Source organism: Arthrobacter sp. SLBN-112, from assembly GCF_006715225.1.
GTDB lineage: Bacteria > Actinomycetota > Actinomycetes > Actinomycetales > Micrococcaceae > Arthrobacter.
The window spans coordinates 1,270,766-1,293,673 of record NZ_VFMU01000001.1; the positions used below are offsets into that span (position 1 = coordinate 1,270,766).

A 22,908-nucleotide genomic window follows, 5' to 3' on the forward strand; every position below is an offset into this window, starting at 1 on the left:
CGCAGCGAAAGGTAAGCCAATGACCATTGCCCACGAAGAAGCGGTTATCGATTCGGCAGCCGTGGACGCCGTCTTCGCCCAGGCCCGCACCGCCAACTCCTTTACCGGCGAGGTGACTGAGGAACAGGCCCAGGCCATCTACGAACTCACCAAGTTCGGTCCCACCGCGTTCAACTCCCAGCCGCTGCGCGTCACCTACGTCCGCTCGCCCGAGGCCCGCGCCACCCTGGTGGACGCACTGTCCCGCGGCAACCAGGCCAAGACGGCCTCGGCTCCGCTCGTGGCCATCCTCAGCTACGACACCGACTGGGCCGGAAAGTGGGACGAATTCCTTCCCGGCTACAACGCCCCCAAGGCCATGTACGACGCCGACCCGTCACTCGCCGCCGCCACGGGCAACAACAACGCCCACCTGCAGGCCGGCTACTTCATCCTGGCCGTCCGCTCGCTCGGTTTCGCCGCCGGCCCCATGACCGGCGCTGACTTCGCCGCGATCGATGCCGCCTTCTTCCCGGCCGGCGACCAGAAGAGCTTCCTGGTAGTCAACATCGGCCAGCCGGCCGAGGGCGCCTGGGGCGAGGCAAAGCCCAAGTTCTCCTACGATGAGGCTGTCCGCACCGTCTAACGCTTCCCCTGATGCTCCATCACTTACGGTCCCTATTCGCCTGAATGGGAACCATAAGTGATGGAGCATCTGTGCTTAAAGCCGGCGGGTGGGAGACTGGGCGTATGCCCGTGCGGAACCTCATCTTTGTGGCCTTCGTGGAACCGGCTGCTGCCGGCCAGGTTTTTCCGCGGACGGAGTGGCCGCTGCACATCACCCTGGTGAGGTTCGACGCCGCCACCACAGATGGTGCCGATGCCGCCGACAGCATCGCCGGGCTCGCTGCGCCGCATGCCGAAGCAGCCCTTGGGACCCCGCTGGTGGTGGGGGAGGAAGCGGGGTTCGGGCGCAACGGCTCCGTCCCGGTCAACCTCATCAAGCCGCAACCGGACCTCCAAAGGCTGCACGAGCACCTCGTCGAGGCAGTCGGCGCCCTCGGCGGCAGGATTCTGACACCGGCGCACACGCGCGCGGGCTACCGGGCCCATGTTTCACACCACGGCAGCAAGCGCCTCCACCCAGGGGACGCCGTCGTGCTTGACCGCGTCGCCCTGGTGGACATGGCTCCCGGCGGGGACCACACCACCAGGCGTGTCCTCCGGCTGTGGAGCCAAGATCTCCGGGAGCGGGGCTAGGCGATGACGCTGTCCACCAGTGCCTTGGCCTCCGCCTGCACCTGCTTCAGGTGCTCTTCGCCCTTGAAGGACTCGGCGTAAATCTTGTACACATCCTCGGTTCCGGAGGGGCGGGCCGCGAACCAGGCGTTCTCGGTGACCACCTTCAGGCCGCCGATGGCCGCGCCGTTGCCGGGTGCCTCGGTGAGCTTGGCGGTGATCGTCTCGCCGGCCAGTTCCGTTGCCGTGACATCCGACGGCGACAGCTTGCCAAGTGCGGCCTTCTGCTCCCGGGTGGCGGCGGCGTCGATCCGGGCGTAGACGGGGGCGCCGAACTGGTCCGTCAGTCCCTTGTACAGCTGGGACGGGGAGTTGCCGGTGACCGCCGTGATCTCCGAGGCCAGCAGTGCCAGCAGGATGCCGTCCTTGTCCGTGGTCCAGACGCTGCCGTCCAGCTTATTGAAGGAGGCACCCGCGGATTCCTCGCCGCCGAACGCGCCTTCACCGGAGAGCAGGCCGGGCACGAACCACTTGAAGCCAACAGGAACCTCAACAAGCTTGCGGCCCAGGCTCTCGGCCACACGGTCGATGATTGAGGAGGACACCAGGGTCTTGCCGATCACCGAGGCAGGGTTCCAGCCGCTGCGGTTGCGGTAGAGGTAGTCGATGGCGACGGCAAGGTAGTGGTTGGGGTTCATCAGCCCGCCGTCCGGGGTGACAATGCCGTGGCGGTCAGCGTCGGCGTCGTTGCCGGTGGCCACATCGAAGGCGGGCTGGCCGGAGGCTGCGGCGTCGGACATCCGCTGGATCAGCGAGGCCATGGCCGACGGCGAGGAGCAGTCCATGCGGATCTTCTCGTCCCAGTCCAGGGTCATGAAGGCCCACTGCGGGTCCACGGTCGGATTCACCACGGTGAGGTCCAGGTGGTGGCGCTCACCGATTTCGCCCCAGTAGTCCACGGACGCGCCGCCCATGGGGTCGGCTCCGATCCGGACACCGGCGTTGCGGATGGCGTCCAGGTTCAGGACGGACGGAAGGTCGTCCACATAGCTGCTCAGGAAGTCGAACTTGCCGGTGGTGTCCGCGGCCTGGGCGTCAGCCAGCGGGATCCGCTTCACGCCGCGCAGGCCGTTTTCCAGGAGTTCGTTGGCCCGGTTGGCGATCCACCCGGTGGCGTCCGAGTCCGCCGGGCCGCCGTGTGGGGGGTTGTACTTGAAGCCGCCGTCGCCGGGCGGGTTGTGGCTGGGGGTCACCACGATGCCGTCGGCCTGCGGGGCTCCGGGCGCCGCCTTCCGGTTGTAGGTCAGGATGGCGTGGCTCAAAGCCGGGGTGGGGGTGTAGCCGTGCCTCGCGTCAACGAGGACCTGGACGCCGTTGGCGGCGAGCACCTCCAGGGCGGAATTCTGTGCGGGCTCGCTCAGTGCGTGGGTGTCCTTGGCCAGGAACAGGGGGCCGGTGACGCCCTGCGCGGCCCGGTATTCCACGATTGCCTGGGTGATGGCCACGATGTGCTGTTCGTTAAACGACGCCTTGAGGCTGGATCCCCGGTGCCCCGAGGTGCCAAACACCACGCGCTGGCCGGGATCACCCAGGTCCGGCGCAATGTCGTAATACGCGTCAAGGAGCGCAGTGATGTCAACAAGGTCCTGGGGTTGGGCAACTGTGCCCGCGCGGCTAGCCATGGCTCCAGCATGCCAGAAGCTGGCAGGAGTCCAAACGACCCGCCCAAAATCCGGACCCTGTGACACGCCATGACGCCATCAACCAAGTAGTCCACCTGAGTACCCGGCCGGAAAGTACCTATATACCGGGCCTTCGGCGCCCTGCTACCTTTCAAAAAATTCCAGGAAAACAACCGAATGAAACGGACGACGGCGGGCCGCCGCCGTGGTCCGTCCGGCAAGGAAACGGGGACGTCCAATGGGGGCAGGAGACGGGGCAGCGGAGCAGTCCAGGCTGGCTGCCGAGCGCGTTGCGAGGCTGAAGCACCAGCTCGACCAGGCGGAGCGTTCCACGAAGGCGTGGGACGCCGGCGCGGTAGGCGAGCGGGTGGTGGCCGAGAAGCTCAGTGAACTGGTCCCGCGTGGTTGGTACGTGCTCCACGACGTCCACTGGCCGGGGCGGCCCAAAGCGAACCTCGACCACGTCCTGGTGGGCCCCGGCGGTGTGGTGGTGGTCGATTCAAAGAACTGGACCGGCGAAGTGCGGGTGGCGTCCGGGGTGCTGTGGCAGGGTCGGTTTGCGCGCACCCAGGCCGTGGAAGGCGCCCTGGCCCAGTGTGCTGCCGTGGCCTCGGTCCTGGCTCCGCCGCACCGCCGGTTGGTGCGGCCACTCATCTGCATGTCCGCGCAGCCTGATCTTTTCGGGGTGACGGACTCTGATGTTGCCGTTGCGGGTTCGCAGCGGGTAGTCGGCGCCATCGAGTCGCTGCCGGCCGTGCTCGACCAGCAAACTGTCGTGGGCCTGTACGCGCATCTGGGCCAGCAGCTCACCCATGAGCAGGAGCCTGGCATCACGGCCCTGCGCAGCGTGCGGCCGGGTACCGTGGTGCGTCCCGCAGGAGCATTGCCGCCCGCCGGCCCTGCGGCACGTCCGCGGGAGGATTCCGGATCCGGGGAGGGGGCGGGCCGGAGCCAAAGCGCGGCGCGGCACCCCGCGGGCCGTGCCCTTCCTCCGGGAGGAACGAAGCCAGGGCAACCCACACGGCAGAGGGCGGGAACGCGGGCAGGGGCGTCGGCAGGATCGGCACACCGCGGACGGAACGGCAAGGCCCAGCAGCATGGCGGTACCAGCGGAGGGAAGCTTGCCCTGCTGGCAGCCTTCGTCATTTTTGCCGTCTATATCCTGCCCTACTTGGGCCGTTAGCCTCGGCAGCATCGCCCGGCAGCAGCCGCCCTTTGGCTGCCGTGCGGACTGCAGCGGTCATCCGGTTGAGCCGGTCTGAATCGAGGGTCCAGGCCTGCCAATAGAGTGCCACATCCTGGTGTTCGGCATCCTCGAGCCGGACCAAGGCGCCGGATTCCAGCTCATCCGTCAGCTGGAGTTCCGGAATCATTCCCCAGCCCAGGCCGGCTTTGACCGCCGCGAGGAACCCCTGGGACGAAGGGACGGTGTGCGTGGGAGGGGGCTTCCGCAGGGGCTTTCCGGTGAGCAGCTGCTGCTGCAGGTTGTCCTTCGTGTTGAATTTCAGGACGGGCATTGCGGCCCAGTCCACGCCCCCGGAGGCGGAGAACCGGCGGCGAAGCGCCGGAGTGGCTACCGGGACGTACCGCATGGAGCCCAACAGTTCCACCCTGCATCCGCTGACCGGGACGGGATCCGACGTCACCGCGCCCATGACCTCGCCCTCGCGCAGCAGTTGGCTGCTGTAGCCCTGGTCCTCAACATGGAGATCGAGGGCAGAGTCCTCCCATCCGGCGGCCTGGTGCAGGACGGGGACAAACCAGGTGGCCAGCGAGTCCGCGTTGACGGCCACCGGCAGGTGCGCCCGGGCGGCGCTGCCGGAGCCCAGCGCCGCCGACGTCTCCGCCTCCAGCACCTGGACCTGGCGGGCCATCCGCAGCAGCAGCGCGCCGGCATCGGTGGCAGTGCAGGGCAACCTCCTGCGCACCAGCACCTGGCCTACCGAAGCTTCGAGGGCCTTGATCCGCTGGCTTACCGCGGAGGGCGTGATCCGAAGCAGGTCCGCGGCTGCCTCAAACGTTCCTTCGTCAATAACAGCCACCAAGGCTTTCAGATGCTCCAGGTTCATGAAGATATTCTAATGACTCCACACAATCCTTTATTTGCCTACAGTAAGAGGAAAACCTACCGTCATAGCTATGTGGACTGCAGGGATAACGGGAATGCTCACCGGGATGGCGCTGATCGTGGCGATTGGGGCCCAGAATGCCTTCGTGCTCCGCCAGGGCATCCGGCGGGAGCACGTCGGGGCGGTGGTTGCTGTCTGCATGGCCGGCGACGCCGTGCTGATCGTGGGCGGCACGGCGGGCATCGGGGCCCTGGTCACCCGGTTCCCCGAGGCCCTGGAAGTGCTGCGCTGGGCCGGAGCGGCCTACCTTCTGTGGTTCGCGGTACGGTCCTTCATGGCAGCGGCGAAACCCTCGGCCCTGGCTGAACAGGCGCCCAGGTCGAAGAATTCGGTGATTGCCACCACGGCGGCCCTGACCTTCCTGAACCCGCATGTCTACCTGGACACCGTGGTGCTGGTGGGCAGCCTTGCCAACCAGCAGGGCCCCGACCTGCGGTGGATCTTTGCAGCAGGCGCGGTCACCGGAAGTGTGGTGTGGTTCTCCGCCTTGGGGTATGGGGCAAGGGCGCTGGCGGGGGTGCTGAGCAGCACCCGCACCTGGCGCTGGATTGATGCCGCCATCGGCGTGCTGATGCTGATCCTGGCGGTCCGCCTGGTCCTGCACTGAAGTAGGCTGGAGCCAGATTCACAGGGGAGAAACCATGAGTAACCAGCCATCCCAGGGACCTGACTACCAGCGTGACGGTTCGCCGTGGCCCAGCTACCAGCCCCCGCCCCAATATGGGCAGTCCCAGCCTGGGCCGGGGTCCAGCTATGGCCAGCCGCAGCACAACCAAGGCCAGTACAGCCAGCCTCAGTACTTTGGCCAGCAGTCCTACTACGGCCGGCCGGTGGAAGCGAAGACCCTGAGCATCGCGAGCATGGTCTGCGGCATTGCGTCGGTCCTCATGGGCTGGCTGCTGCTTCCGCAGTTTGCCGCCATCATCACCGGCCATCTGGCCCTCCGGCGCGAACCCTCCGGCAGAGGAATGTCCATCACCGGCCTGGTGCTGGGCTACCTGTGCCTGCTGGGCTACGGAGCCATCTGGCTCCTGCTCATCATCGGCCTGGCCGTCGCCGGCACCGTCGGTTCGAATACCGGCACTTTCTAGCCTGCCCGCCCAAGGAAGCGGCGACGGCGGCCCGGGCACCTCTGCGACACGGGCACCCAGGCGCGGACCGCCGTCGTGCCTTATCCCTTCACGGCCGCCACGGCCGGCACGTGGATGACGACGTCGAATCGATAGCCAGAGCGTCAGGCCTGGACCCGTGCACAAAAGTCCCCTCCGGATGGACTATTCCCCTGCGTATTACAGGGGGACTGGTCCATAAGGCGGGGAGTTGCCTCCAGCGGGAGTGGTATGGGGGCGCCTAGCGGAGCAGTTCCACGTCCGAGACAAGCTCGATGTGCGCCAGCATGGCACTCGCGGCCGCCTCCGGATCCTGGACGCGGACGGCATCGGCGATTTTCCGGTGCGAAGCCAAGGACTGCTCCGGCCGGCCGGGCTGGCCCAGGGACTCCATCCGGGTTTCCAGGATCATCTCGGCAATGAAGGCCATCAACTGTGCCAGGACAGAGGAGTGTGCCGCCGCGGTGATGGCCTGGTGGAACAGTTCGTCGCCGTGGGTGCCGCGGTCGCCGTCGTTGATTTCCTTTGCCATGATGTCCAAGGCGTTATCGATGGCGGCGAGGTCCTGATCGGTCCGGCGTTCCGCGGCGAGGGCGGCAAGCTTTACTTCCAGGGTGCTGCGCGCTTCCACGATCTCCGGCAGCCGGCTCTGGTGCTCGCGCAGGCCCTTGATGACCGATGCGACGCTGGGCCGCCGGGCCAGGACCGCGCCGGTGCCGTGCTGGACGTCTATGACGCCAAGGACCTCCAAGGCCACCAGGGCCTGTGCGAGTGTTGCGCGGGAGACCCCCAGCCGTTCGGCAAGGTCGCGTTCCGCCGGCAGGAGATCCCCGGGGCGAAGCTGGGCCGACTCGATGTAGGTGAGGATCTGCTCCACCAGCTGCTCATACAGCCGTGGCCGTGTGACGCGTTCCAGGCCCAGCCGTGCTGTCTTCTCCACAAAGCCCTCCCTTGGGTCGTACGGAACAGAATACCTCCTGGTTCTATTGACAGATAGACTCACTGTCTAAGAGGCTAGTCCAGTGAGCCAGTAACTCACGTCACATTCTTCTTTCCCCCAACGGAGGACCAACGATGTCCGCTCCTGTCTTATCGATCATCATCCTCGCGGCGATGTTCCTGCTCGCTACCGTCCTGCCCCTCAACATGGGCGCGCTCGCCTTCGTGGGCGCGTTCCTGCTTGGCGCCGTGGTGCTGGGCATGTCCACCAACGAGATCCTGGCCAACTTCCCGGGCGGCCTCTTCCTCACGATTGTCGGTGTCACGTACCTGTTCGCCATCGCGCAGAACAACGGCACCATTGACCTGCTGGTCCGCGGCGCCGTCCGTCTGGTGGGCAGCCGCGTTGCCCTCATCCCGTGGGTCATGTTCGCGATCACCGCCGTCATTACGGCCGTGGGTGCACTGTCTCCCGCCGCCGTCGCCATCATCGCCCCCATCGCACTGAGCTTCGCCGGTAAGTACAAGATCAGCCCGCTGCTGATGGGCATGATGGTGATCCACGGGGCGCAGGCGGGCGGTTTTTCGCCCATTGCCGTCTACGGCGTCACCGTCAACGGCATCCTGGCCAAGACCGACCTTGCCTTCAGCCCCACCGCGCTCTTCCTCTCGAGCTTCATTTTCAACCTGGTCATTGCCCTGGTGCTCTTCGTGGTCCTGGGCGGGCGGAACCTCCTGTCCTCCAAGGTGGGCCACTTCGTGGAGCAGGCGGCTGAGGCCAGGATGGCCGTCAGCGTTGGTGCCAAGGCCGGCACGGATGTCCCCTTCAAGGGGTTCGGCTCCGGCATGTACGGTCCCCGGGACCCCGCGGGCGACGGCGTCGCAGCCACCAGGGAACGCAAGGAGCGGATTCCCCAGCTGGTCACTATCGCCGGCCTGATCGCCCTGGCCGTCGTGGCACTTGGCTTCAAGATGGACGTCGGCTTCGTGTCCATCACCATCGCCATCGTGCTGGCCCTGGTGTCACCCGCGGCCCAGAAGGGCGCCATCAACAAGATCAGCTGGTCCACTGTGCTGCTGATCTGCGGCATGCTGACCTTCGTAGGCGTGCTGGAGGAAGCCGGCACCATCGAATTCGTCTCCAATGGCGTGGCCGGCATGGGCATGCCGCTGCTGGCAGCCCTCCTCATCTGCTTCATCGGCGCCGTCGTATCCGCTTTTGCCTCCTCCACCGCCATCCTGGCCGCCCTCATCCCCTTGGCCGTTCCGTTCCTCTCCACCGGCGAGATCGGTGCCGTCGGCGTCATCTGCGCACTGGCGGTGTCCGCCACCATCGTGGACGTCTCACCGTTCTCCACCAACGGTGCCCTGGTCCTGGCCAACGCCCCGGAAAGCGTGGACAAGGACCAGTTCTACAAGCGGATCCTGGGCTACAGCGGCATCGTCATCGTGGCCGGCCCCGTCCTGGCATGGCTGGCGCTGGTAGTGCCCGGCTGGCTCTAGCCACAGCTGCACCCGCCGGCGTTCCGCCACCCGTTCCAGAAAGGTAACCCAGACCATGAGCACCGAAAACCGCCAAGGCCCGCTGGCCGGGCACACCGTCGTCGACCTCAGCCGCGCACTGGCCGGACCCCACGCAGGCATGATGCTGGCGGACCTCGGCGCCCGCGTCATCAAGGTGGAAAACCCGGGGACCGGTGACGACACCCGCGGGTGGGGGCCGCCCTTCGTCGGCCCCGAAGACGACCTCCAGTCCACCTACTTCATGTCCTGCAACCGCAACAAGGAGTCCATCAGCCTGGACCTGAAGAGCGGCGACGGCCAGGCGGTGCTCCGCGGGCTGCTGGAGCGGGCGGACGTGGTGGTCGAGAACTTCCGCCCCGGGGTCATGGACCGGCTGGGCTTCTCCACCGCAGCCATGCATGAGCTCAACCCCCGGCTGGTGATCCTGTCCATCACGGGCTTTGGCCACGACGGGCCCGAGTCCCAGCGCAGCGGCTACGACCAGATCCTGCAGGGCGAGGCGGGCCTCATGTCCCTCACTGGGTCCGGCCCTGACGATCCCCAACGCGTCGGTGTCCCGATTGCCGACCTGCTCTCCGGCATGAACGGCGCCTTCGGTGTGCTGGCCGCGCTGGTTGAACGTGAGCGGACCGGCCAGGGCAAGGTGGTGCGCACCTCGCTGCTGGCGTCGCTGATCGGAGTCCATGCGTTCCAGGGCACCAGGACAACGGTTGCCGGCGAGGTTCCGCAGGCCCAGGGCAACCACCACCCTTCGATCGCACCCTACGGCCTGTTCAACTGCAAGGACGGGAGCGTGCAGATCAGCGTGGGCAGCGAGAAGCTGTGGCAGTCATTTGCATCGGCCTTCGGCCTGGACCCGGCCGCCCCCGGCTTTGCCAGCAACGCCGAAAGGGTGCGGAACCGCGCAGGGGTGATTGCCGCCGTCGAACGCGCCTTCGCCAGCTACGGTGCGGTGGAACTGCTGGAAAAACTGAACGACGCCGGGATCCCGGCAGGGAAGGTCCGCTCGCTTGATGAGGTGTACGCCTGGGAACAGGTGGCGTCCCAGGGGCTCGTGGTGGATGTGGATCACCCGCTGCTCGGAAAGGTGAGCCTGCCGGGTCCGCCGCTGCGGTTTTTCGCCCCCGGGGATGCGGCTGAGACCACCCTGACGGAGCACGATGCACCGCCGCTGCTGGACGAGGACGGGCCGGCGATCCGCGAGTGGCTGGGCCTGGCTTCTGCAACGGCCGGGGCGAAATAGCATGCCGGTGAAGGAAAAGGTGCGGCACCTGAACGCAACCGAACTCCTGGAGGCCGTGGTGGATGCGGGGTCGTTCGTCTCCTGGGACGCGGAACCGGAACAGCCGGAAGTGTCCGAGGAGTACGCCCAGGACCTGGCCAAGGCGCGCGAACGCAGCGGCGCCGATGAGTCGGTGATCACCGGTGCCGGCCTTATCCGCGGCCGCCGCGTGGCCCTGATCGTCAGCGAATTCTCCTTCCTGGCCGGTTCCATCGGCCACGCCGCGGCACAACGGATCGTCGCCGCCGTCGAACGTGCCACCGCCGAGGGGCTGCCCCTGCTGGCCGGACCCGCCTCCGGGGGAACCCGGATGCAGGAAGGGACGCTCGCTTTCCTGTCCATGGTGAAGATCACCGGCGCCGTCCGGGCGCACCGCCAGGCCGGCCTGCCGTACCTCGTCTACCTGCGGCATCCCACCACAGGCGGTGTCATGGCATCCTGGGGTTCGTTGGGGCATATCAACGTTGCGGAGCCGGGAGCACTGCTGGGATTCCTTGGTCCCCGGGTTTATGAGGCGCTGTACGGGGAGGCGTTCCCGGAGAATGTGCAGGTAGCGGAAAACCTCTTCAACAAGGGGCTCATCGACGGCGTGGTGGAACCGGGCGACCTGGCCGACCTGGTGGGGCGGGCGCTGGACATCCTGAAGCCCGCGGCAGCAGCAGCCGCCGGCTCTGTAGCATCGGTGCCCTTGCCGTCCACGCTGTCGGTGCGGCCGGCCGACGTGGATGCCTGGACGTCCATCGGGATTTCCCGCCGGCCGCGGCGGCCGGACCTGCGCCAGCTGCTGAAGTTCGGCGCCACGGACGCCCTTCCCCTGAACGGGACCGGGCAGGGGGAGAAGGACCCCGGGTTGCTCCTGGCGCTGGCGCGCTTTGGCACCCAGTCGTGCATCGTGCTGGGCCACGCCCGCCCGCTGCGGAAGGACGCCGCCGGAATGGGGCCGGGTTCACTGCGTGAGGCGCGCCGCGGCATGAAGCTGGCGGAGGAACTGCGGCTGCCGCTGCTCACCGTCATTGACACCGCCGGGGCCGCGTTGTCGCAGGAGGCGGAGGAGGGCGGACTTGCCGGGGAAATTGCCCGCTCCCTGCATGAGCTGATCGGCCTGGAATCGCCGTCGGTTTCCGTGCTGCTTGGCCAGGGCGCCGGCGGGGGAGCGCTTGCGCTGCTGCCCGCGGACAGGACTATTGCTGCCCAGCACAGCTGGCTCTCGCCGCTGCCTCCCGAGGGTGCCAGTGCCATTGTGCACCGGACCACCGGGTTCGCCCCGGCCATGGCCCAGGCGCAGGGAGTAAACGTCGCCGCGCTGTATGGGCACGGCCTGGTGGACCACATAGTGGATGAGCGTGATGATGCTTCGCTGGAGCCGCGCGAATTCTGCACCCGGATGGCCCGGGCCATTGAGTATGAACTCGGCTCGGTGGCGGGCATTCCGGTGCCGGAACTCGTGGTTGCCAGGGCCCGGAAGTTCGCAAGCCTCGGCGGCAGCTGACGGTGGGCGCTTATTAGTGCCAAGCCCGGAGACGCCGGAGCTGTGTTCCCGGCGTCTCCTACAGCCGGTCCGGTATGTACACGGCCATGAGGACGCCAGTGGCAGTGGAGTTGGCTTCGAGGAGCCTCAGCGGTGTTTTGATGCCGCCGGCGAAGAGCTGTTGGCCGCTGCCCAGTACCAGGGGATGGATCATGAGCAGGTACTCGTCGATTTGATCGGCTGCCATGAGCGCGCGGATCAGCACTCCGCTGCCCATGATCACGAGGTTCGCCGGGGAGGTTTCACGGAGTTCCTTCACCGCCGCGGGAACATCACCGTGAAGGAGGGTTGAATTCGGCCATTCAAGCTTCAGGTCGGGGTCCCCGGAGGCGACATATTTGGGCGTGCTGTTCAAGGCTTCCTTGAAGGGGCCTCCCTGGGCGTTCCAGGACTCCAGGAGCTGCATGTATGTGCGCCGCCCGAAGAGGAAGGCATGGTGGGCACCCATCCGTTCGCCCATCTTCTGGACTATTGCCTCGTCGGCATACGGAACCGCCCACCCGCCGGTGAATCCACCCCGTGGATCTTCGTCAGGCCGGCCTGGTCCCTGCATGACGCCGTCGAGCGTCACGTGGTTCATCACGATGACCTTGCCCATCGTGGTCAGCCTTTCCTAAGGGGCCCTGGCGCGAGCCGGCTAACCTACTTCCGCTGCCGGGCCCTTGCCCTGTGGGCGTTGGAACGGAGCTGCAGGATTCGCGCGCCGCCCGCTACGGCTACCAGCACCCCGCCTGTCACGGCTGCGATGAACAGTGCCATGCCCAGCGGGACTGCGCCCTCGAAGCCCAGGAATTTCACCAAGGCCTGTTCCTGGTTCTGCAGGATGAAGACGATCAGCAGGATGAGCAGCACTAAGGCAGCAACCACCGCTGCCCAGATGACTCCGGCGCGGGTGACCTTGCGATCGGCAGTGCCGCCGGCAGCGGGCCCGGGGGCCGTTGCGGTGCCGGATGTTCCCGTTGTTCCTCCAGTTCCCGGCACATCCGGTGCGTAGGACGGGGCGCCGCTGTAGCTTGCTGCCCGGTCTCCTGCCGGCTGGGCAGCGTTCGATGGCGTGGTGTTGACGTCCGGTTCAGGCCGGCGGTCCGGTCCTGGCGTGTACTGTCCTGCGCTCATGTTCGTCCCCTTTCGCAGAATGCTAAGCATGCTTATTGTGCAACCATAGCCGTCCGCGTTGCTGTGGCACAACGAACGGTACAGCGGCCTGCCGTCAATTGGCCGTCCGGGATTGGACAGCCAGGGCCGCTTTCATGACGAAGGGGTCCTCACATGAGAACCCCTCCTTTGGCACCTGCCCGGGCCGGTTGTGCGGGTCAATTTTGCCCGTGTCATTCGGGCCCCGGTATCAGACCCTCTCCCTGCTCCGTTCGCCGGAGGGGGTGCTGGACGCAGATGTCCTGTGCCAGCTGGGGAAGGCCCAGAACGTAAATTCCTGTTCCTTGGCCGGCTTCTCCGGAGTTTCCGCAGGGGTTTCCGTTTCCGCTTCGGGCCGGCGCTTGGTTTCTTTCCTGGCGCCCCACCCGAAGTCCTTGCTCGATGCGTAGCACATCACAGACCTCCTCATGGTGACTGCCCTTTAATCGTCCTCCTGAATGGCGGCGGAGTCGATACGCAAGCGAAGTCCGGAAGGGCGCCGCGGCATGCAGGGCACTGCAGCAGGCAGGGCGCCACGGCCTCCCCAAAACGTCAGCCGGGGATCCTTTCCGGTCTGTCAGCCGCCGTCCACCATGTCCTGGGCCTCCTGCGGGCGGTGGAACTCGCAGGGCCCGGGATGCCGCAGGGGGAGGAGGCAGGTCCGGCCCGTAGGGAGGTGGACCAGTGCGCACCGGCCTGTCATTGCCAGGTCTTCCCTGACGTTCGAGTTGCTCATGTCCGGACGTCCGTCGTCTGCCGTCATGGTGGTTTCGATGCTTGGGGCAGGGTGTTCAACGTTCATGGTGGGGCAACTCCTCATCGGGTGGAGGGCGAATGGAGGGCGCTGAAAGGTGCTTTTCCAGTGTGCTCCACCGGGGTTACCAGTGGATTAAGCAGACGTTAGGAACAGGTCAACAACGTCTTGGGACCAACAAGTGCACCGGGCCCCCGTCCCTCTAGCAGCCCAACTGGTGCGCAACCTGCAGGAGGAGGGCTTCGGAGCCCATGCGGCCCACGAGTTGGATTCCCATGGGTAGTCCGCTGCCGGGGGCGCCGCCGGTCCAGTGCACGGGAAGGGTGATGGCCGGCAGGCCGCACACATTCACCATCGAGGACCACGGGGCGAATTCGCACTGTTTCCGGTAGTCGCCGTCGGCATCCCCGGGCCACTGGGCCGACGGCCAGCGCTCACTGCCGTGCGCAGTGCCGGTGAACCACCCCACCGGCCGTGGCGTCTGCGCCAGGGCGGGCATCAGCATCAGGTCCCACTGCCCATACTGCACCAGGGTGTCGTGCTGGAACTGCCGCAGGAATGCCAGGGCCTCGGCGAGTTTGGCGGGGCTGCGCTGCTGGGCGCGGCGCCTAAAGGTCCGGGTCAGGGGTGCCAGCAACGCTTCACGCGACGGGGTGATCCGGGCCGCGCCGACGCCGGCGGTCCAGGCTGTGGTGAAGGCATCCGGGTAGCGGTTGTCGTAGCGGATGGCAGCGTCACCCAGGCTGTGGCCCGCGTGTTCCAGGAGGGCTTCGCCGGCTTGGAGCGCGTCCAGGGCCTCCTGTTCCGGCGTAAAGGGGAACGTGGCGGACCACGGGCTGTCCAGCGTGACGCCGATCCGCAGCCGTGGCGGCTTCCCTTCTTGCACTGCCCGAAGGTACTGGTTTCCCGGTGCCAGGACGTCCATCATCAGTGCTGCGTCCTCGGCGTTGCGGGCGAGAGGGCCCGGCACCACCAGCCGCGCAGGATCGCCGGCACTTTCCCCGGCTGCCACCAGTCCCCGGCCCGGCTTGAGGCCCACCAGACCGCAGGCGGCTGCCGGGATGCGCACTGAGCCGCCGCCGTCGGTCCCCGGGGCGAAAGGCAGCAGGCCCGCCGCCACGGCGGCGGCACTGCCGCCGGAGGAACCTCCCGAACTCCGGCTGGGTGCATGCGGATTGCGCGACGGCGGCGCCACGCGGTTTTCGCTGTACGCCGTCAGCCCGAATTCAGGCACCTGCGTCTTGCCCAGCGAAACCACGCCGGCCTCCTTGAAGAGGGAGACCAGCGGAGCGTCCGTGGGGGCAGGTTTGTGGTCGAGGGCGGCGCTGCCGTGCGTGGTCACCACACCGGCCACATCGGTCAGGTCCTTGAAGGCAAGCGGCATGCCGTGGAGCGGAGGAAGGTCGCCGCTGTCGGCGCGGGCATGCAGGGCATCGGCCACCCGCGCCTGCTCCATGGCCTGTTCCGCAGTCACGGTGATGAAGGCGCCGAGAAGGGGATTCTGCCGATCGATCCGGGCCAGGAAATGGGCGGCGGCATCCGTGGCGGACACTGTTCCATTCCTTAGGAGGTCCCGCAGGGCCAGCGCGGAGAGCTCATGGAGTTCAGCCACGGAACCGGGATTCCATGTGGGCTCCGGCGTACCGATCCGTGTCCGGATGCGGAAAGACCGGGCATGCATGGACGGCGGCGGGCTGCTGGGACATGGAAACCTCCTTGGGCTTCACCAGCCTAACCCGCAGCTTTTGACGCAGCTGTTCCTGGCGTAAGGAGGCGGAAGGGGGCGAAAGGGCTAGGCTTAAACCTGACTCTGATCCCGCCGAGACAGGACTCCGATGAGTGACTTCGATACCGTCCCCGTGCATGATATTCCCGCTGATGCGGTGATCCTGGATGTCCGGGAGGACTACGAGTGGGTGGCCGGACATGCTGACGGCGCACTCCACATCCCCATGGACCAGATCCCGGCACGGCTGGACGAGCTCGATCCGGACGAGGACATCTACGTCATCTGCCGCACAGGCGGGCGGTCCTTCCGCGCTGCCCAATGGCTCACTGGCCAGGGGTATACCGCCATCAACGTCTCCGGCGGGATGGATCAGTGGCTGGAAGCCGGCAAGCCTTTGGTCTCGGACAACGGACTAAAGCCGTTGGTGCTTTAGTGCCCGGTACTTCCCGCACCTACACCTTCCTGGGGCCGGAAGGTACCTTTACGGAGGCTGCCCTCCTGCAGGTGCCTGGCGCCCTTCAGGCAGCCAGGATCCCGGCACCCAACGTCAACGCTGCCCTTGGGAAAGTACGTGACGGGGCGGCCGATGCGGCAATGGTCCCCATCGAGAACTCGGTGGAGGGTGGTGTCACTGCCACCCTGGACGCCATTGCCACGGGCCAGGAACTGCGGATCATCCGCGAGGTCCTGGTTCCCATCAGCTTTGTCCTGGTGGCCCGGCCCGGGATGCGGGTTGAGGACGTCCGGCGGGTGTCCACGCACGGCCACGCCTGGGCCCAGTGCAGGTTGTGGATGGACCAGAACATGCCACATGCAGAATACGTTCCCGGCTCGTCAACCGCTGCTGCGGCCCTGGGGCTGCTGGAGGAGGACTGCCATTACGACGCAGCCATCTGCGCGCCACTGGTGCCCAGTACGCATGCGGGGCTGTCGGTGCTGGCGGAGGACATCGGAGACAACCCGGGTGCGGTGACCCGCTTCATCCTGGTCAGCCGGCCCGCCGCCCTTCCGCTCCGCACAGGTGCGGACAAAACCACCGTGGTTGTCCCGCTTCCGGAGGACCGTCCAGGGGCCCTGATGGAGATCCTGGACCAGTTCGCCAGCCGCGGGGTCAACCTCAGCCGGATCGAATCCCGGCCCACCGGGCAGTACCTGGGCCACTACTTCTTCAGCATCGACGCCGACGGCCACGCCGGTGAAGCGAGGGTGGCCGACGCATTGGCGGGCCTGCACCGCATCAGCCCGGGAACCCGCTTCCTGGGCTCATATGCCAGGGCTGACAAGCAGGAGACGCCGGTGCCGGCGCACACCTCGGATGCAGCATTCGCGGCCGCCCAATCGTGGGTTGAGTCCATCCTTGCCGCGGAATCTTTCGCAGGTGAAAGCGGTTCCGGAGCTTCGCCCACAGCGTAGGCAAATGCCTTTCGAAGTACTTCCGCGGGGTGTGGACAATGCGTATGCTTGCTTGATCCACACGGGGTATGGCCCCTGACGAAAGGAGAGGGTCATGACCAGCAGCACTGACAACGACGGCCAGGGGATGATCGTCAACCCCAAGCCGACGGCCGACAACCAGGACTGGGACGGGGATGACGCGGACCGTGCCGACCGCCTGCGCTTCGAAGAGGAGCAGGCGATGATCCGCGAGCAGTCTGAAGCCCACGCTGCTGCCAAGGCCGCCGCTGACGCAAAGAAACAAGCCAGCGCCTGACCACGCCGCACTCACCGCTTTGTTGCCCCACAGCCTTATCAGCGCACTGCTTTGGCGCTGCTGCCGTGGACCTCTCGCCTGACCCGGACCAGGAGTGACCGCGGCAAAACCTGGACGGTGAGCTGCGTAGCCTCACCCGATGTGTCGCCGTCGAGCTGCGTGGGCATGGGTTCGGGGCACTTGATGACCACCCTGCCTGACCGGTAGACGGTCATAATGGGCAGTTTGCCGCTGTGCTTGAACATGATTTTCACGTACATCAGCAGCCAGCCCAGTGCGCTGCGGGGGCTCATCACCACCACATCGAGCATGCCGTCGTCAATCATGGCCTGCGGGATGAAGTCGATGCCACCGGGAACAAGGCCGCAGTTGGCGAAAAGCACGCTGCGGATGTTCCTTATCTGCTCCGGGCTGCCGTCCAACGCAATGGAAACCTTCTTGCGCCGGCCCGGAAGATGGCGCACGCCCGCCTCCGTGTACGCAAGCCAGCCCACCGCTCTCTTCAGCCCGGCGTTGGTGTCGGCCAGGACCTCCGCATCCATGCCGATTCCGGCGATCACCAGGAAGACATGCTCCGAATAGTGGCCGGTCCGGGAGTTCTCGATGGCCATCCGTGCGGTGTCGATGTACCGCTGACGTCCAAACAGGGCTGTCTGGACGTTGCCGTGAAGGTCGTTCACATCCAGGTCCACGTTCCGCGCCAGCAGATTGCCCGTGCCCAACGGAATCAAACCTATGGCAACGTCTGTGTGCGCCAGGGCCTCCGCCACCACGCGGACCGTGCCGTCGCCGCCGCCCACAAGGACGACGTCAGGCTTGCCGGCCAGGGCGGCCTGCATTTGGGAAAAGCCGGGATCCTCCGCCGTCGTCTCGAAAAAGACGGGCTCCTCCCAGCCGGCTGCCAGGCAGGCGCGCTGGATGATTGCCTTCGCTTCCCCGGCCCGTGCCTTGATCGGGTTGAGGACCACGGCCACCCGCTGCCGGGTCAGCCCCGAGTCGTAGGCTTCCCCTGCCATGGCGCTGCGCACATGCAGGGCTTTGAGGCGCCGTACCCCCCACCAGCTGGAGATGGCGAAGGCAAGCGCCACCGCAATCAGCAGGTAGAGAATCCAGTCGCTCATGGTGGTTCAACAGTAGCCCGGCGCATGGCGGGCGGGTGCACGGAGCCCGCCGCCCGCCGTCGCGCGCGGTATTGGATACCCTTGTCTGGTGATCGACGTAAAAGACCTCAGCGAAAACCCGGATAAATACCGTGCCAGCCAGCGTGCCCGTGGCGCGGACGAATCAGTGGTGGACGCGATCATCTCCGCGGATTCCGCCCGCCGTGCTGCCCTGATCCGCTTCGAAAACCTCCGCGCCGAGCAGAACGTGTTCGGCAAGAAGGTGGCGCAGGCCAAGGGTGAGGAGAAGCAGGCCCTGCTGGCAGAGGTCAAAGAGCTGGCCAACTCCGTCAAGGCCGCGTCTGCAGAGGCCGATGCGGCGCAGACCAAGCAGGAAGAGCTCCTGCGCACCATCCCCAACCTCATCGAGGACGGCGTTCCCGAGGGCGGCGAGGATGACTACGTGGTGGTCAAGACCGTTGGCGCCCCGCGCGAATTCCCGGACTTCGAGCCCCGCGACCACCTGGAGATCGGTGAGCTGATCGGCGCGATCGACATGGAACGCGGCGCCAAGGTTTCCGGTGCCCGTTTCTACTTCCTCCGTGGCGTCGGGGCACGCCTCGAGATGGCGCTGCTGCAGATGGCCATGGACCAGGCAATCGAAGCCGGCTTCGTCCCGATGATCACCCCCACGCTGGTGCGCCCGGAGACCATGCAGGGCACCGGCTTCGATGTAAAGCACGACGCCGAGATCTACCGTCTCGCCGAGGACGACCTTTACCTTGTGGGCACCTCCGAGGTGGCGCTTGCCGGGTACCACGCGGACGAAATCCTGGACTTCTCCAACGGTCCGGTCCGGTACGCCGGCCAGAGCTCCTGCTACCGCCGTGAGGCCGGTTCGCACGGCAAGGACACCCGCGGCATCATCCGCGTCCACCAGTTCAACAAGGTGGAGATGTTCATCTACACCACTGTGGAAGAGGCTGCCGCCGAGCACCAGCGCCTGCTGGCCTGGGAAGAGGAGATGCTGGCCAAGTGCGAGCTGCCGTACCGGGTGATCGATACCGCTGCCGGTGACCTTGGCACCTCCGCGGCCCGCAAGTACGACTGCGAAGCCTGGGTTCCCACCCAGGGCGCCTACCGCGAGCTGACTTCCACCTCCAACTGCACCACGTTCCAGGCACGCCGCCTGAACATCCGTGAGCGCGTGGTGAACTCCGAGGGCGTCGCCAAGGGTACCAGGGCTGTGGCCACCCTGAACGGCACCCTGGCCACCACCCGCTGGATCGTGGCGCTGCTGGAGCACCACCAGAACCCGGACGGCTCGGTCAACGTGCCCAAGGCGCTGCAAAAGTACCTGGGCGGCCTCGAAGTCCTGCCGGTCCTCTAGTTTCCTGCCGGTCCTAAGCCTGTTCGCGGATCAGAACCTTCTTGGCTCTGATCCGCGAACAAGCTTAGGTCGGGCTGGGGCTTATCCACATAGAGGCAGTGCACTGGCGACCCTGGTGCCTGGGTCCAGCATCCTGCTGGGATGGACATTCCTCCCGGACTGATTGATACTGCTGCCATTCTCCGTACGGGTGCCGGCACCGACGGCGTGCACCGTGCCTTCAAGGCAGGGCAGCTGGTACGGATTCGGCGCGGCTTCTACGTTTCCACAGGGGACTGGCTGCATGCACTGCCATCCCAGCGCTTCGCGTGGACGACGACGGCAGCCGCCAGATCGGTCAAAGGTGCAGTTTTGTGCGGGCAAACGGCAGCGGTGGCAAGTGCCCTGCCCACGCTGGGGACGCCACCGTGCGTAGAGCTCGCCACGACTCTTGGCGGGCGCAGTGGCGTCCGGAAGTCACCGCTGTTAGTACTGGGCGGGGACGGAACCGCCCAGGAGGTACGCCGCACGCGTTCGTACCCGCTGCGCTACCGCCTCACTGCGGGGTTCGAGGCTGTGCGCTTCGGCGAGTTCCTGTGTTCAGGGCTCATCCGGACCACCGTGGACGTCCTGGGCTCTGCAGAGCTGAGCCAGGCTTTGGTACTCGCAGACGGGGCCGCCCGCAGACTCTTAACTGACGGCATCGGAGATCAGCGTGACAGCCTTCTGTCCGTGCCGGGTGTTGCCGCCGGCATAGCCGCCCTTCCGTCTGCCGCTGCCCGCCGCCGTGCGGAACGGGTGGCTGCCCTTGCCAGCCCACTGCCGGAGTCCGTTGGGGAGTCCTACAGCCGGGCCGTCTTTGAATTCCTTGGTTTCGAGCAGCCCGTCCTTCAGCAGGTTTTCTGGGACGGCGCCGGCTTCATTGGCCGGAGTGACTTCTGGTGGCCTTCCCAAGGTGTAGTGGGTGAGTTCGACGGCAAGGGGAAGTACGTGCAGGCCGCCTTGCGTGGCGGGAGCACCGCCGAGGAAGCCGTATATCGGGAGAAGCTCCGCGAGGACCGGATCCGCGCGCTGGGCCACCGCTTCGTCCGGTGGCGGTGGGCCGACCTGACGGAACCTGGCCGCCTGCGCCAGAAGCTTCTTGAGGCCGGACTTCGCCCGGGTTGCACGACCCCTTGGCCCCTGAATCAGAGGCTTGTTCGCGAGTCCAAACGGTGAAGGTGCGGATGCGCGAACAAGGTTAGGACTGACGCGGAGTGGTGAGTTGCCCCGGGGCGCGCGGCGGCAACGGGGCGCAAGGCACCCCCGGATGTGGGAACCCGCCGTGTTAACCAACAGTTCAATAAACCTGTGGCCCGCGTCCTAGCGCCTGTCAGTTAGGTCTGGTTCACTATGTGGATGACAACGCTGACTGAAACCTCAGTCGCCGGCAACGATGACCGGCGAGACAACAACCGAGACAACAACAAGAACGCCCTGGGCTTCGCCGGTGTGGACCGGAAGTTCATGGTCGCGCTGGACGTGGACGGCACCCTGGTGAACCACGACGGCCACATGTCCCCGGGCGTGCGGGAGGCGGCGCAGGCCGTGGTGGCCGCCGGACACGAAGTGATGATCGCCACCGGCCGCTCCCTGAATGCCACGCTTCCGATCATTGAAAAGATCGGAATGGACCGCGGGTACGCCGTCTGCTGCAACGGCGGCGTGACCCTCCGGCTGCACCCGGAACTGGAAAACGGCTACGAGGTGATCCACAAGGCCACCTTCGATCCCGCTCCCGCCCTGCGTGCGCTGCGCGAGCGGCTCCCTTCCGCCAAGTATGCCCTTGAGGACGCCGACGGCAACTTCCTCTCCACCGAGCGGTTCCAGGATGCCAGCTTCGGCGTCGAGGCCGTGGGTGTGGACTTCCACACCATGCTGGAAGCCACCGCCGTGCGCGTGGTGGTCTTCAGTACCGAAAACACGCCGGAGGAGTTCACCGAGGCCATCAACCACGTGGGACTCGCGGGAGTGACGTACTCGGTGGGGTGGACTGCGTGGCTGGATATCGCTGCGGCAGGGGTGACCAAGGCCAGCGCCCTGGAAAACATTCGCGTGCGCCTTGGTTTCGAAGAGCACCTCACCGTTGCTGTCGGCGATGGCCGGAATGACATCGAGATGCTCACCTGGGCCGGCCGCGGGGTGGCCATGGGGCAGGCCCCGGCGGAGGTGGTCGCCGCGGCGGATGAGGTCACCCACTCAGTGCATGACGACGGCGCCGCCCACGTGCTGCGCAGCCTCCTCTAGACAACCCTGCGCGTTGCTCCATCAGATATGGCACCTAAACCCCGGTTTTGCCGACCATTACTGATGGAGCAAGCGGGAGTTCAGGGCCACCGGTCAGCCAAGGCAGAATAGGGGCATGACCCTTACGACGTTTGCCCTCGTCCGCCATGGCCAGACCGACTGGAATGCCGAGCGGCGGCTGCAGGGAGCAACGGACATCCCCCTGAACGACGTCGGCCGCGGCCAGGCGAGGGACGCCGTCGCCGTCCTTGCCCCGTACGAATGGGACGCCATCGTCTCCTCGCCCCTGAGCCGGGCCGCGGAAACCGCGGACCTGATTGCCGAGGGGCTGGGGCTGTCAGTGTCCCGGCGCGTCCCGGAACTCACGGAGCGCAGCTTCGGACCGGCAGAAGGAATGCAGGCCGGCCCGGAGCTGGACGCACTGCGTATTCCCGGCGGTTTCGAAGGCGCGGAGAGCGAAGAAGAGGCCGCCGACAGGGGCCTTGCCGCGCTGGAGGCGCTGGCGGAGGAGTTCCGCGGCCGGCGGCTCCTGGTGGTCACCCACGGCACCCTGCTGCGCGTGAGCCTCAGCCGGGCCATCGGCCAGACCCTGTCCAGCGTGGACAACGCTGTGCTGAACCTGGCACACCATCACGCAATCGACGGCTGGAAGTTGGAGTACTTCAACGGCGAAGCCGTCATGGCGGCTACCGGCAGCTAGGCGGTCAGCCAAACAAGCCCCACCCGAAGGCCGGGGGACCGCAGGCTACCGGGCCGCCAGGATCAGCGCCAGCAGCCTGGCAGCTGCCGGCCGCGCAGCGTGTTCCTCGTTCCACTGCGCCCGTGCCACCGCCTTGCTGACGGCCTGGGTGGTGATGCCCAGCTCCTGCGCCACCGCCTTCTGCTGCCCCCGGACGCCGGGGGTCAGCAGGTCCAGCACCCGCCATTCCGCGTCCGAGCGGTCCCGCACAATGTGACCCAGCAGCCGGAGGACGGCCTCCGCATCATGAGCAACCTCCGCCAGCGGCCCCTCCACCGCAAGCGGGATCCGCTCCTTGCTGCTGCGGAGCCGGTCCACCGCCCGGCGGGCATAGACCAAACCGTGGCCGGAGGCGTCCTTGATCTGGTTGGGCAACGGCTCGTTCACCGGCCCCGCGCCGATTCCCACGTACCAGTGCCCGCTGCGCAGCGCGATCAGGGCAGCATCCACGGCCTGGTGCGGGCACTCAACGATTCCCTGGACTTCGTCCTCCACAGACCGGTCAAAGTCCAGGCGCGCAGGGATGTGCCGCAGTGCCTTGAGCAGTTGCGGGACCTGGTCGCCGTCGCGCCGGCTGTCCGTCTGGTTAATGGTCAATGTGAACATTCTGGATCCACACTACCCGGAAGTAGGAATTGCGAAACGGCCGGTAATGCAGGGCCGCGCTGCCCCATT

The 22,908-nt window shown here is 66.6% G+C and carries 24 protein-coding genes; 15 read left to right on the forward strand and 9 right to left on the reverse strand.

Annotation, left to right across the window (positions count from 1 at the left end):
• The first annotated feature begins 19 nt into the window (after positions 1–19).
• Both FBY33_RS05975 and FBY33_RS05980 read left to right on the forward strand, forming a co-directional pair.
• Positions 20–625, forward strand: a complete 606-nt coding sequence (locus tag FBY33_RS05975) for a malonic semialdehyde reductase (RefSeq protein WP_142029734.1) — start codon at positions 20–22, stop codon at positions 623–625.
• A 104-nt stretch (positions 626–729) separates the two neighbouring features.
• Positions 730–1,239, forward strand: coding sequence for a 2'-5' RNA ligase family protein (locus FBY33_RS05980; RefSeq protein ID WP_142029735.1), 510 nt, complete (start codon positions 730–732; stop codon positions 1,237–1,239).
• On the opposite strand, the gene pgm is transcribed toward FBY33_RS05980, so the two are convergent.
• A complete protein-coding gene (gene pgm, locus FBY33_RS05985; RefSeq protein WP_142029736.1) occupies positions 1,236–2,900 on the reverse strand; it encodes a phosphoglucomutase (alpha-D-glucose-1,6-bisphosphate-dependent) in 1,665 nt (554 codons plus the stop codon). The two genes, FBY33_RS05980 and pgm, sit on opposite strands and share 4 nt — an antisense overlap.
• A 238-nt stretch (positions 2,901–3,138) precedes the next feature.
• Between pgm and FBY33_RS05990 the strand changes: the two genes are divergently transcribed.
• The gene (locus FBY33_RS05990) at positions 3,139–4,083 is read left to right on the forward strand and encodes a nuclease-related domain-containing protein (protein WP_142029737.1); all 945 of its coding nucleotides are present in this window, start codon (positions 3,139–3,141) and stop codon (positions 4,081–4,083) included.
• Here the strand turns inward: FBY33_RS05990 and FBY33_RS05995 are convergent.
• Positions 4,043–4,969: a LysR family transcriptional regulator ArgP gene (locus FBY33_RS05995; RefSeq protein ID WP_142029738.1), complete on the reverse strand. Its 927-nt coding sequence runs from the start codon at positions 4,967–4,969 to the stop codon at positions 4,043–4,045. The genes FBY33_RS05990 and FBY33_RS05995 overlap by 41 nt on opposite strands.
• 70 nt (positions 4,970–5,039) lie before the next feature.
• Here FBY33_RS05995 and FBY33_RS06000 point away from each other — a divergent pair, with 70 nt between their 5' ends.
• Positions 5,040–5,636: a LysE/ArgO family amino acid transporter gene (locus tag FBY33_RS06000; protein ID WP_235010466.1), complete on the forward strand. Its 597-nt coding sequence runs from the start codon at positions 5,040–5,042 to the stop codon at positions 5,634–5,636.
• Between the two features lie 34 nt (positions 5,637–5,670).
• The gene (locus FBY33_RS06005; RefSeq protein WP_142029739.1) at positions 5,671–6,120 is read left to right on the forward strand and encodes a DUF4190 domain-containing protein; all 450 of its coding nucleotides are present in this window, start codon (positions 5,671–5,673) and stop codon (positions 6,118–6,120) included.
• 259 nt (positions 6,121–6,379) lie between these two features.
• On the opposite strand, the gene FBY33_RS06010 is transcribed toward FBY33_RS06005, so the two are convergent.
• The gene (locus FBY33_RS06010) at positions 6,380–7,078 is read right to left on the reverse strand and encodes a FadR/GntR family transcriptional regulator (RefSeq protein ID WP_142029740.1); all 699 of its coding nucleotides are present in this window, start codon (positions 7,076–7,078) and stop codon (positions 6,380–6,382) included.
• A 134-nt stretch (positions 7,079–7,212) separates the two neighbouring features.
• On the opposite strand from FBY33_RS06010, the gene FBY33_RS06015 reads away from it, so the two are divergent.
• Genes FBY33_RS06015 through FBY33_RS06025 form a run of 3 tightly spaced genes read left to right on the forward strand, consistent with a single transcriptional unit; the run spans position 7,213 to position 11,372 of the window.
• Entirely contained in the window at positions 7,213–8,580 is a 1,368-nt protein-coding gene (locus tag FBY33_RS06015) for an SLC13 family permease (protein ID WP_142029741.1), read from the forward strand.
• Between the two features lie 55 nt (positions 8,581–8,635).
• Positions 8,636–9,844 (forward strand): CaiB/BaiF CoA transferase family protein, encoded by a 1,209-nt coding sequence (locus FBY33_RS06020; RefSeq protein ID WP_142029742.1) that lies wholly within the window; start codon positions 8,636–8,638, stop codon positions 9,842–9,844.
• 1 nt (position 9,845) lies between these two features.
• Positions 9,846–11,372, forward strand: a complete 1,527-nt coding sequence (locus tag FBY33_RS06025; RefSeq protein WP_142029743.1) for a carboxyl transferase domain-containing protein — start codon at positions 9,846–9,848, stop codon at positions 11,370–11,372.
• Positions 11,373–11,430: 58 nt separating this feature from the next.
• On the opposite strand, the gene FBY33_RS06030 is transcribed toward FBY33_RS06025, so the two are convergent.
• The 4 genes from FBY33_RS06030 to FBY33_RS06050 all read right to left on the reverse strand — a co-directional run bounded on the left by FBY33_RS06030 (position 11,431) and on the right by FBY33_RS06050 (position 14,911).
• Positions 11,431–12,009, reverse strand: a complete 579-nt coding sequence (locus FBY33_RS06030; protein WP_142029744.1) for a dihydrofolate reductase family protein — start codon at positions 12,007–12,009, stop codon at positions 11,431–11,433.
• Between the two features lie 44 nt (positions 12,010–12,053).
• Positions 12,054–12,527: a LapA family protein gene (locus tag FBY33_RS06035; RefSeq protein WP_142029745.1), complete on the reverse strand. Its 474-nt coding sequence runs from the start codon at positions 12,525–12,527 to the stop codon at positions 12,054–12,056.
• A 595-nt stretch (positions 12,528–13,122) separates the two neighbouring features.
• Entirely contained in the window at positions 13,123–13,347 is a 225-nt protein-coding gene (locus tag FBY33_RS06045; RefSeq protein ID WP_142029746.1) for a hypothetical protein, read from the reverse strand.
• A 154-nt stretch (positions 13,348–13,501) separates the two neighbouring features.
• Complete coding sequence (locus FBY33_RS06050; RefSeq protein ID WP_142029747.1) at positions 13,502–14,911, reverse strand: amidase; 1,410 nt, start codon at positions 14,909–14,911, stop codon at positions 13,502–13,504.
• Positions 14,912–15,134: 223 nt separating this feature from the next.
• On the opposite strand from FBY33_RS06050, the gene FBY33_RS06055 reads away from it, so the two are divergent.
• The 3 genes from FBY33_RS06055 to FBY33_RS06065 all read left to right on the forward strand — a co-directional run bounded on the left by FBY33_RS06055 (position 15,135) and on the right by FBY33_RS06065 (position 16,739).
• Positions 15,135–15,461: a rhodanese-like domain-containing protein gene (locus tag FBY33_RS06055; RefSeq protein WP_142029748.1), complete on the forward strand. Its 327-nt coding sequence runs from the start codon at positions 15,135–15,137 to the stop codon at positions 15,459–15,461.
• Positions 15,461–16,441: a prephenate dehydratase gene (gene pheA / locus FBY33_RS06060; RefSeq protein WP_142029749.1), complete on the forward strand. Its 981-nt coding sequence runs from the start codon at positions 15,461–15,463 to the stop codon at positions 16,439–16,441. The genes FBY33_RS06055 and pheA overlap by 1 nt, the downstream gene beginning before the upstream one ends.
• A 94-nt stretch (positions 16,442–16,535) precedes the next feature.
• A complete protein-coding gene (locus FBY33_RS06065; RefSeq protein WP_056330619.1) occupies positions 16,536–16,739 on the forward strand; it encodes a hypothetical protein in 204 nt (67 codons plus the stop codon).
• 38 nt (positions 16,740–16,777) lie between these two features.
• Here the strand turns inward: FBY33_RS06065 and FBY33_RS06070 are convergent, their stop codons facing one another.
• The gene (locus FBY33_RS06070; protein WP_142029750.1) at positions 16,778–17,860 is read right to left on the reverse strand and encodes a diacylglycerol/lipid kinase family protein; all 1,083 of its coding nucleotides are present in this window, start codon (positions 17,858–17,860) and stop codon (positions 16,778–16,780) included.
• A gap of 88 nt (positions 17,861–17,948) precedes the next feature.
• Here FBY33_RS06070 and serS point away from each other — a divergent pair, with 88 nt between their 5' ends.
• The 4 genes from serS (at position 17,949) to FBY33_RS06090 (ending at position 22,194) form a co-directional block, all read left to right on the forward strand.
• Positions 17,949–19,229, forward strand: coding sequence for a serine--tRNA ligase (gene serS, locus FBY33_RS06075; RefSeq protein ID WP_142029751.1), 1,281 nt, complete (start codon positions 17,949–17,951; stop codon positions 19,227–19,229).
• Positions 19,230–19,370: 141 nt separating this feature from the next.
• A complete protein-coding gene (locus tag FBY33_RS06080; protein ID WP_142029752.1) occupies positions 19,371–20,426 on the forward strand; it encodes a type IV toxin-antitoxin system AbiEi family antitoxin domain-containing protein in 1,056 nt (351 codons plus the stop codon).
• A gap of 180 nt (positions 20,427–20,606) precedes the next feature.
• Entirely contained in the window at positions 20,607–21,494 is an 888-nt protein-coding gene (locus FBY33_RS06085; RefSeq protein WP_142029753.1) for an HAD family hydrolase, read from the forward strand.
• 115 nt (positions 21,495–21,609) lie between these two features.
• Positions 21,610–22,194, forward strand: coding sequence for a histidine phosphatase family protein (locus tag FBY33_RS06090; RefSeq protein WP_142029754.1), 585 nt, complete (start codon positions 21,610–21,612; stop codon positions 22,192–22,194).
• A 45-nt stretch (positions 22,195–22,239) separates the two neighbouring features.
• Here FBY33_RS06090 and FBY33_RS06095 read toward each other — a convergent pair whose 3' ends face one another.
• On the reverse strand, positions 22,240–22,839 hold the full coding sequence (locus tag FBY33_RS06095; RefSeq protein WP_142029755.1) for a hypothetical protein: 600 nt from the start codon (positions 22,837–22,839) through the stop codon (positions 22,240–22,242).
• Positions 22,840–22,908 lie beyond the last annotated feature (69 nt).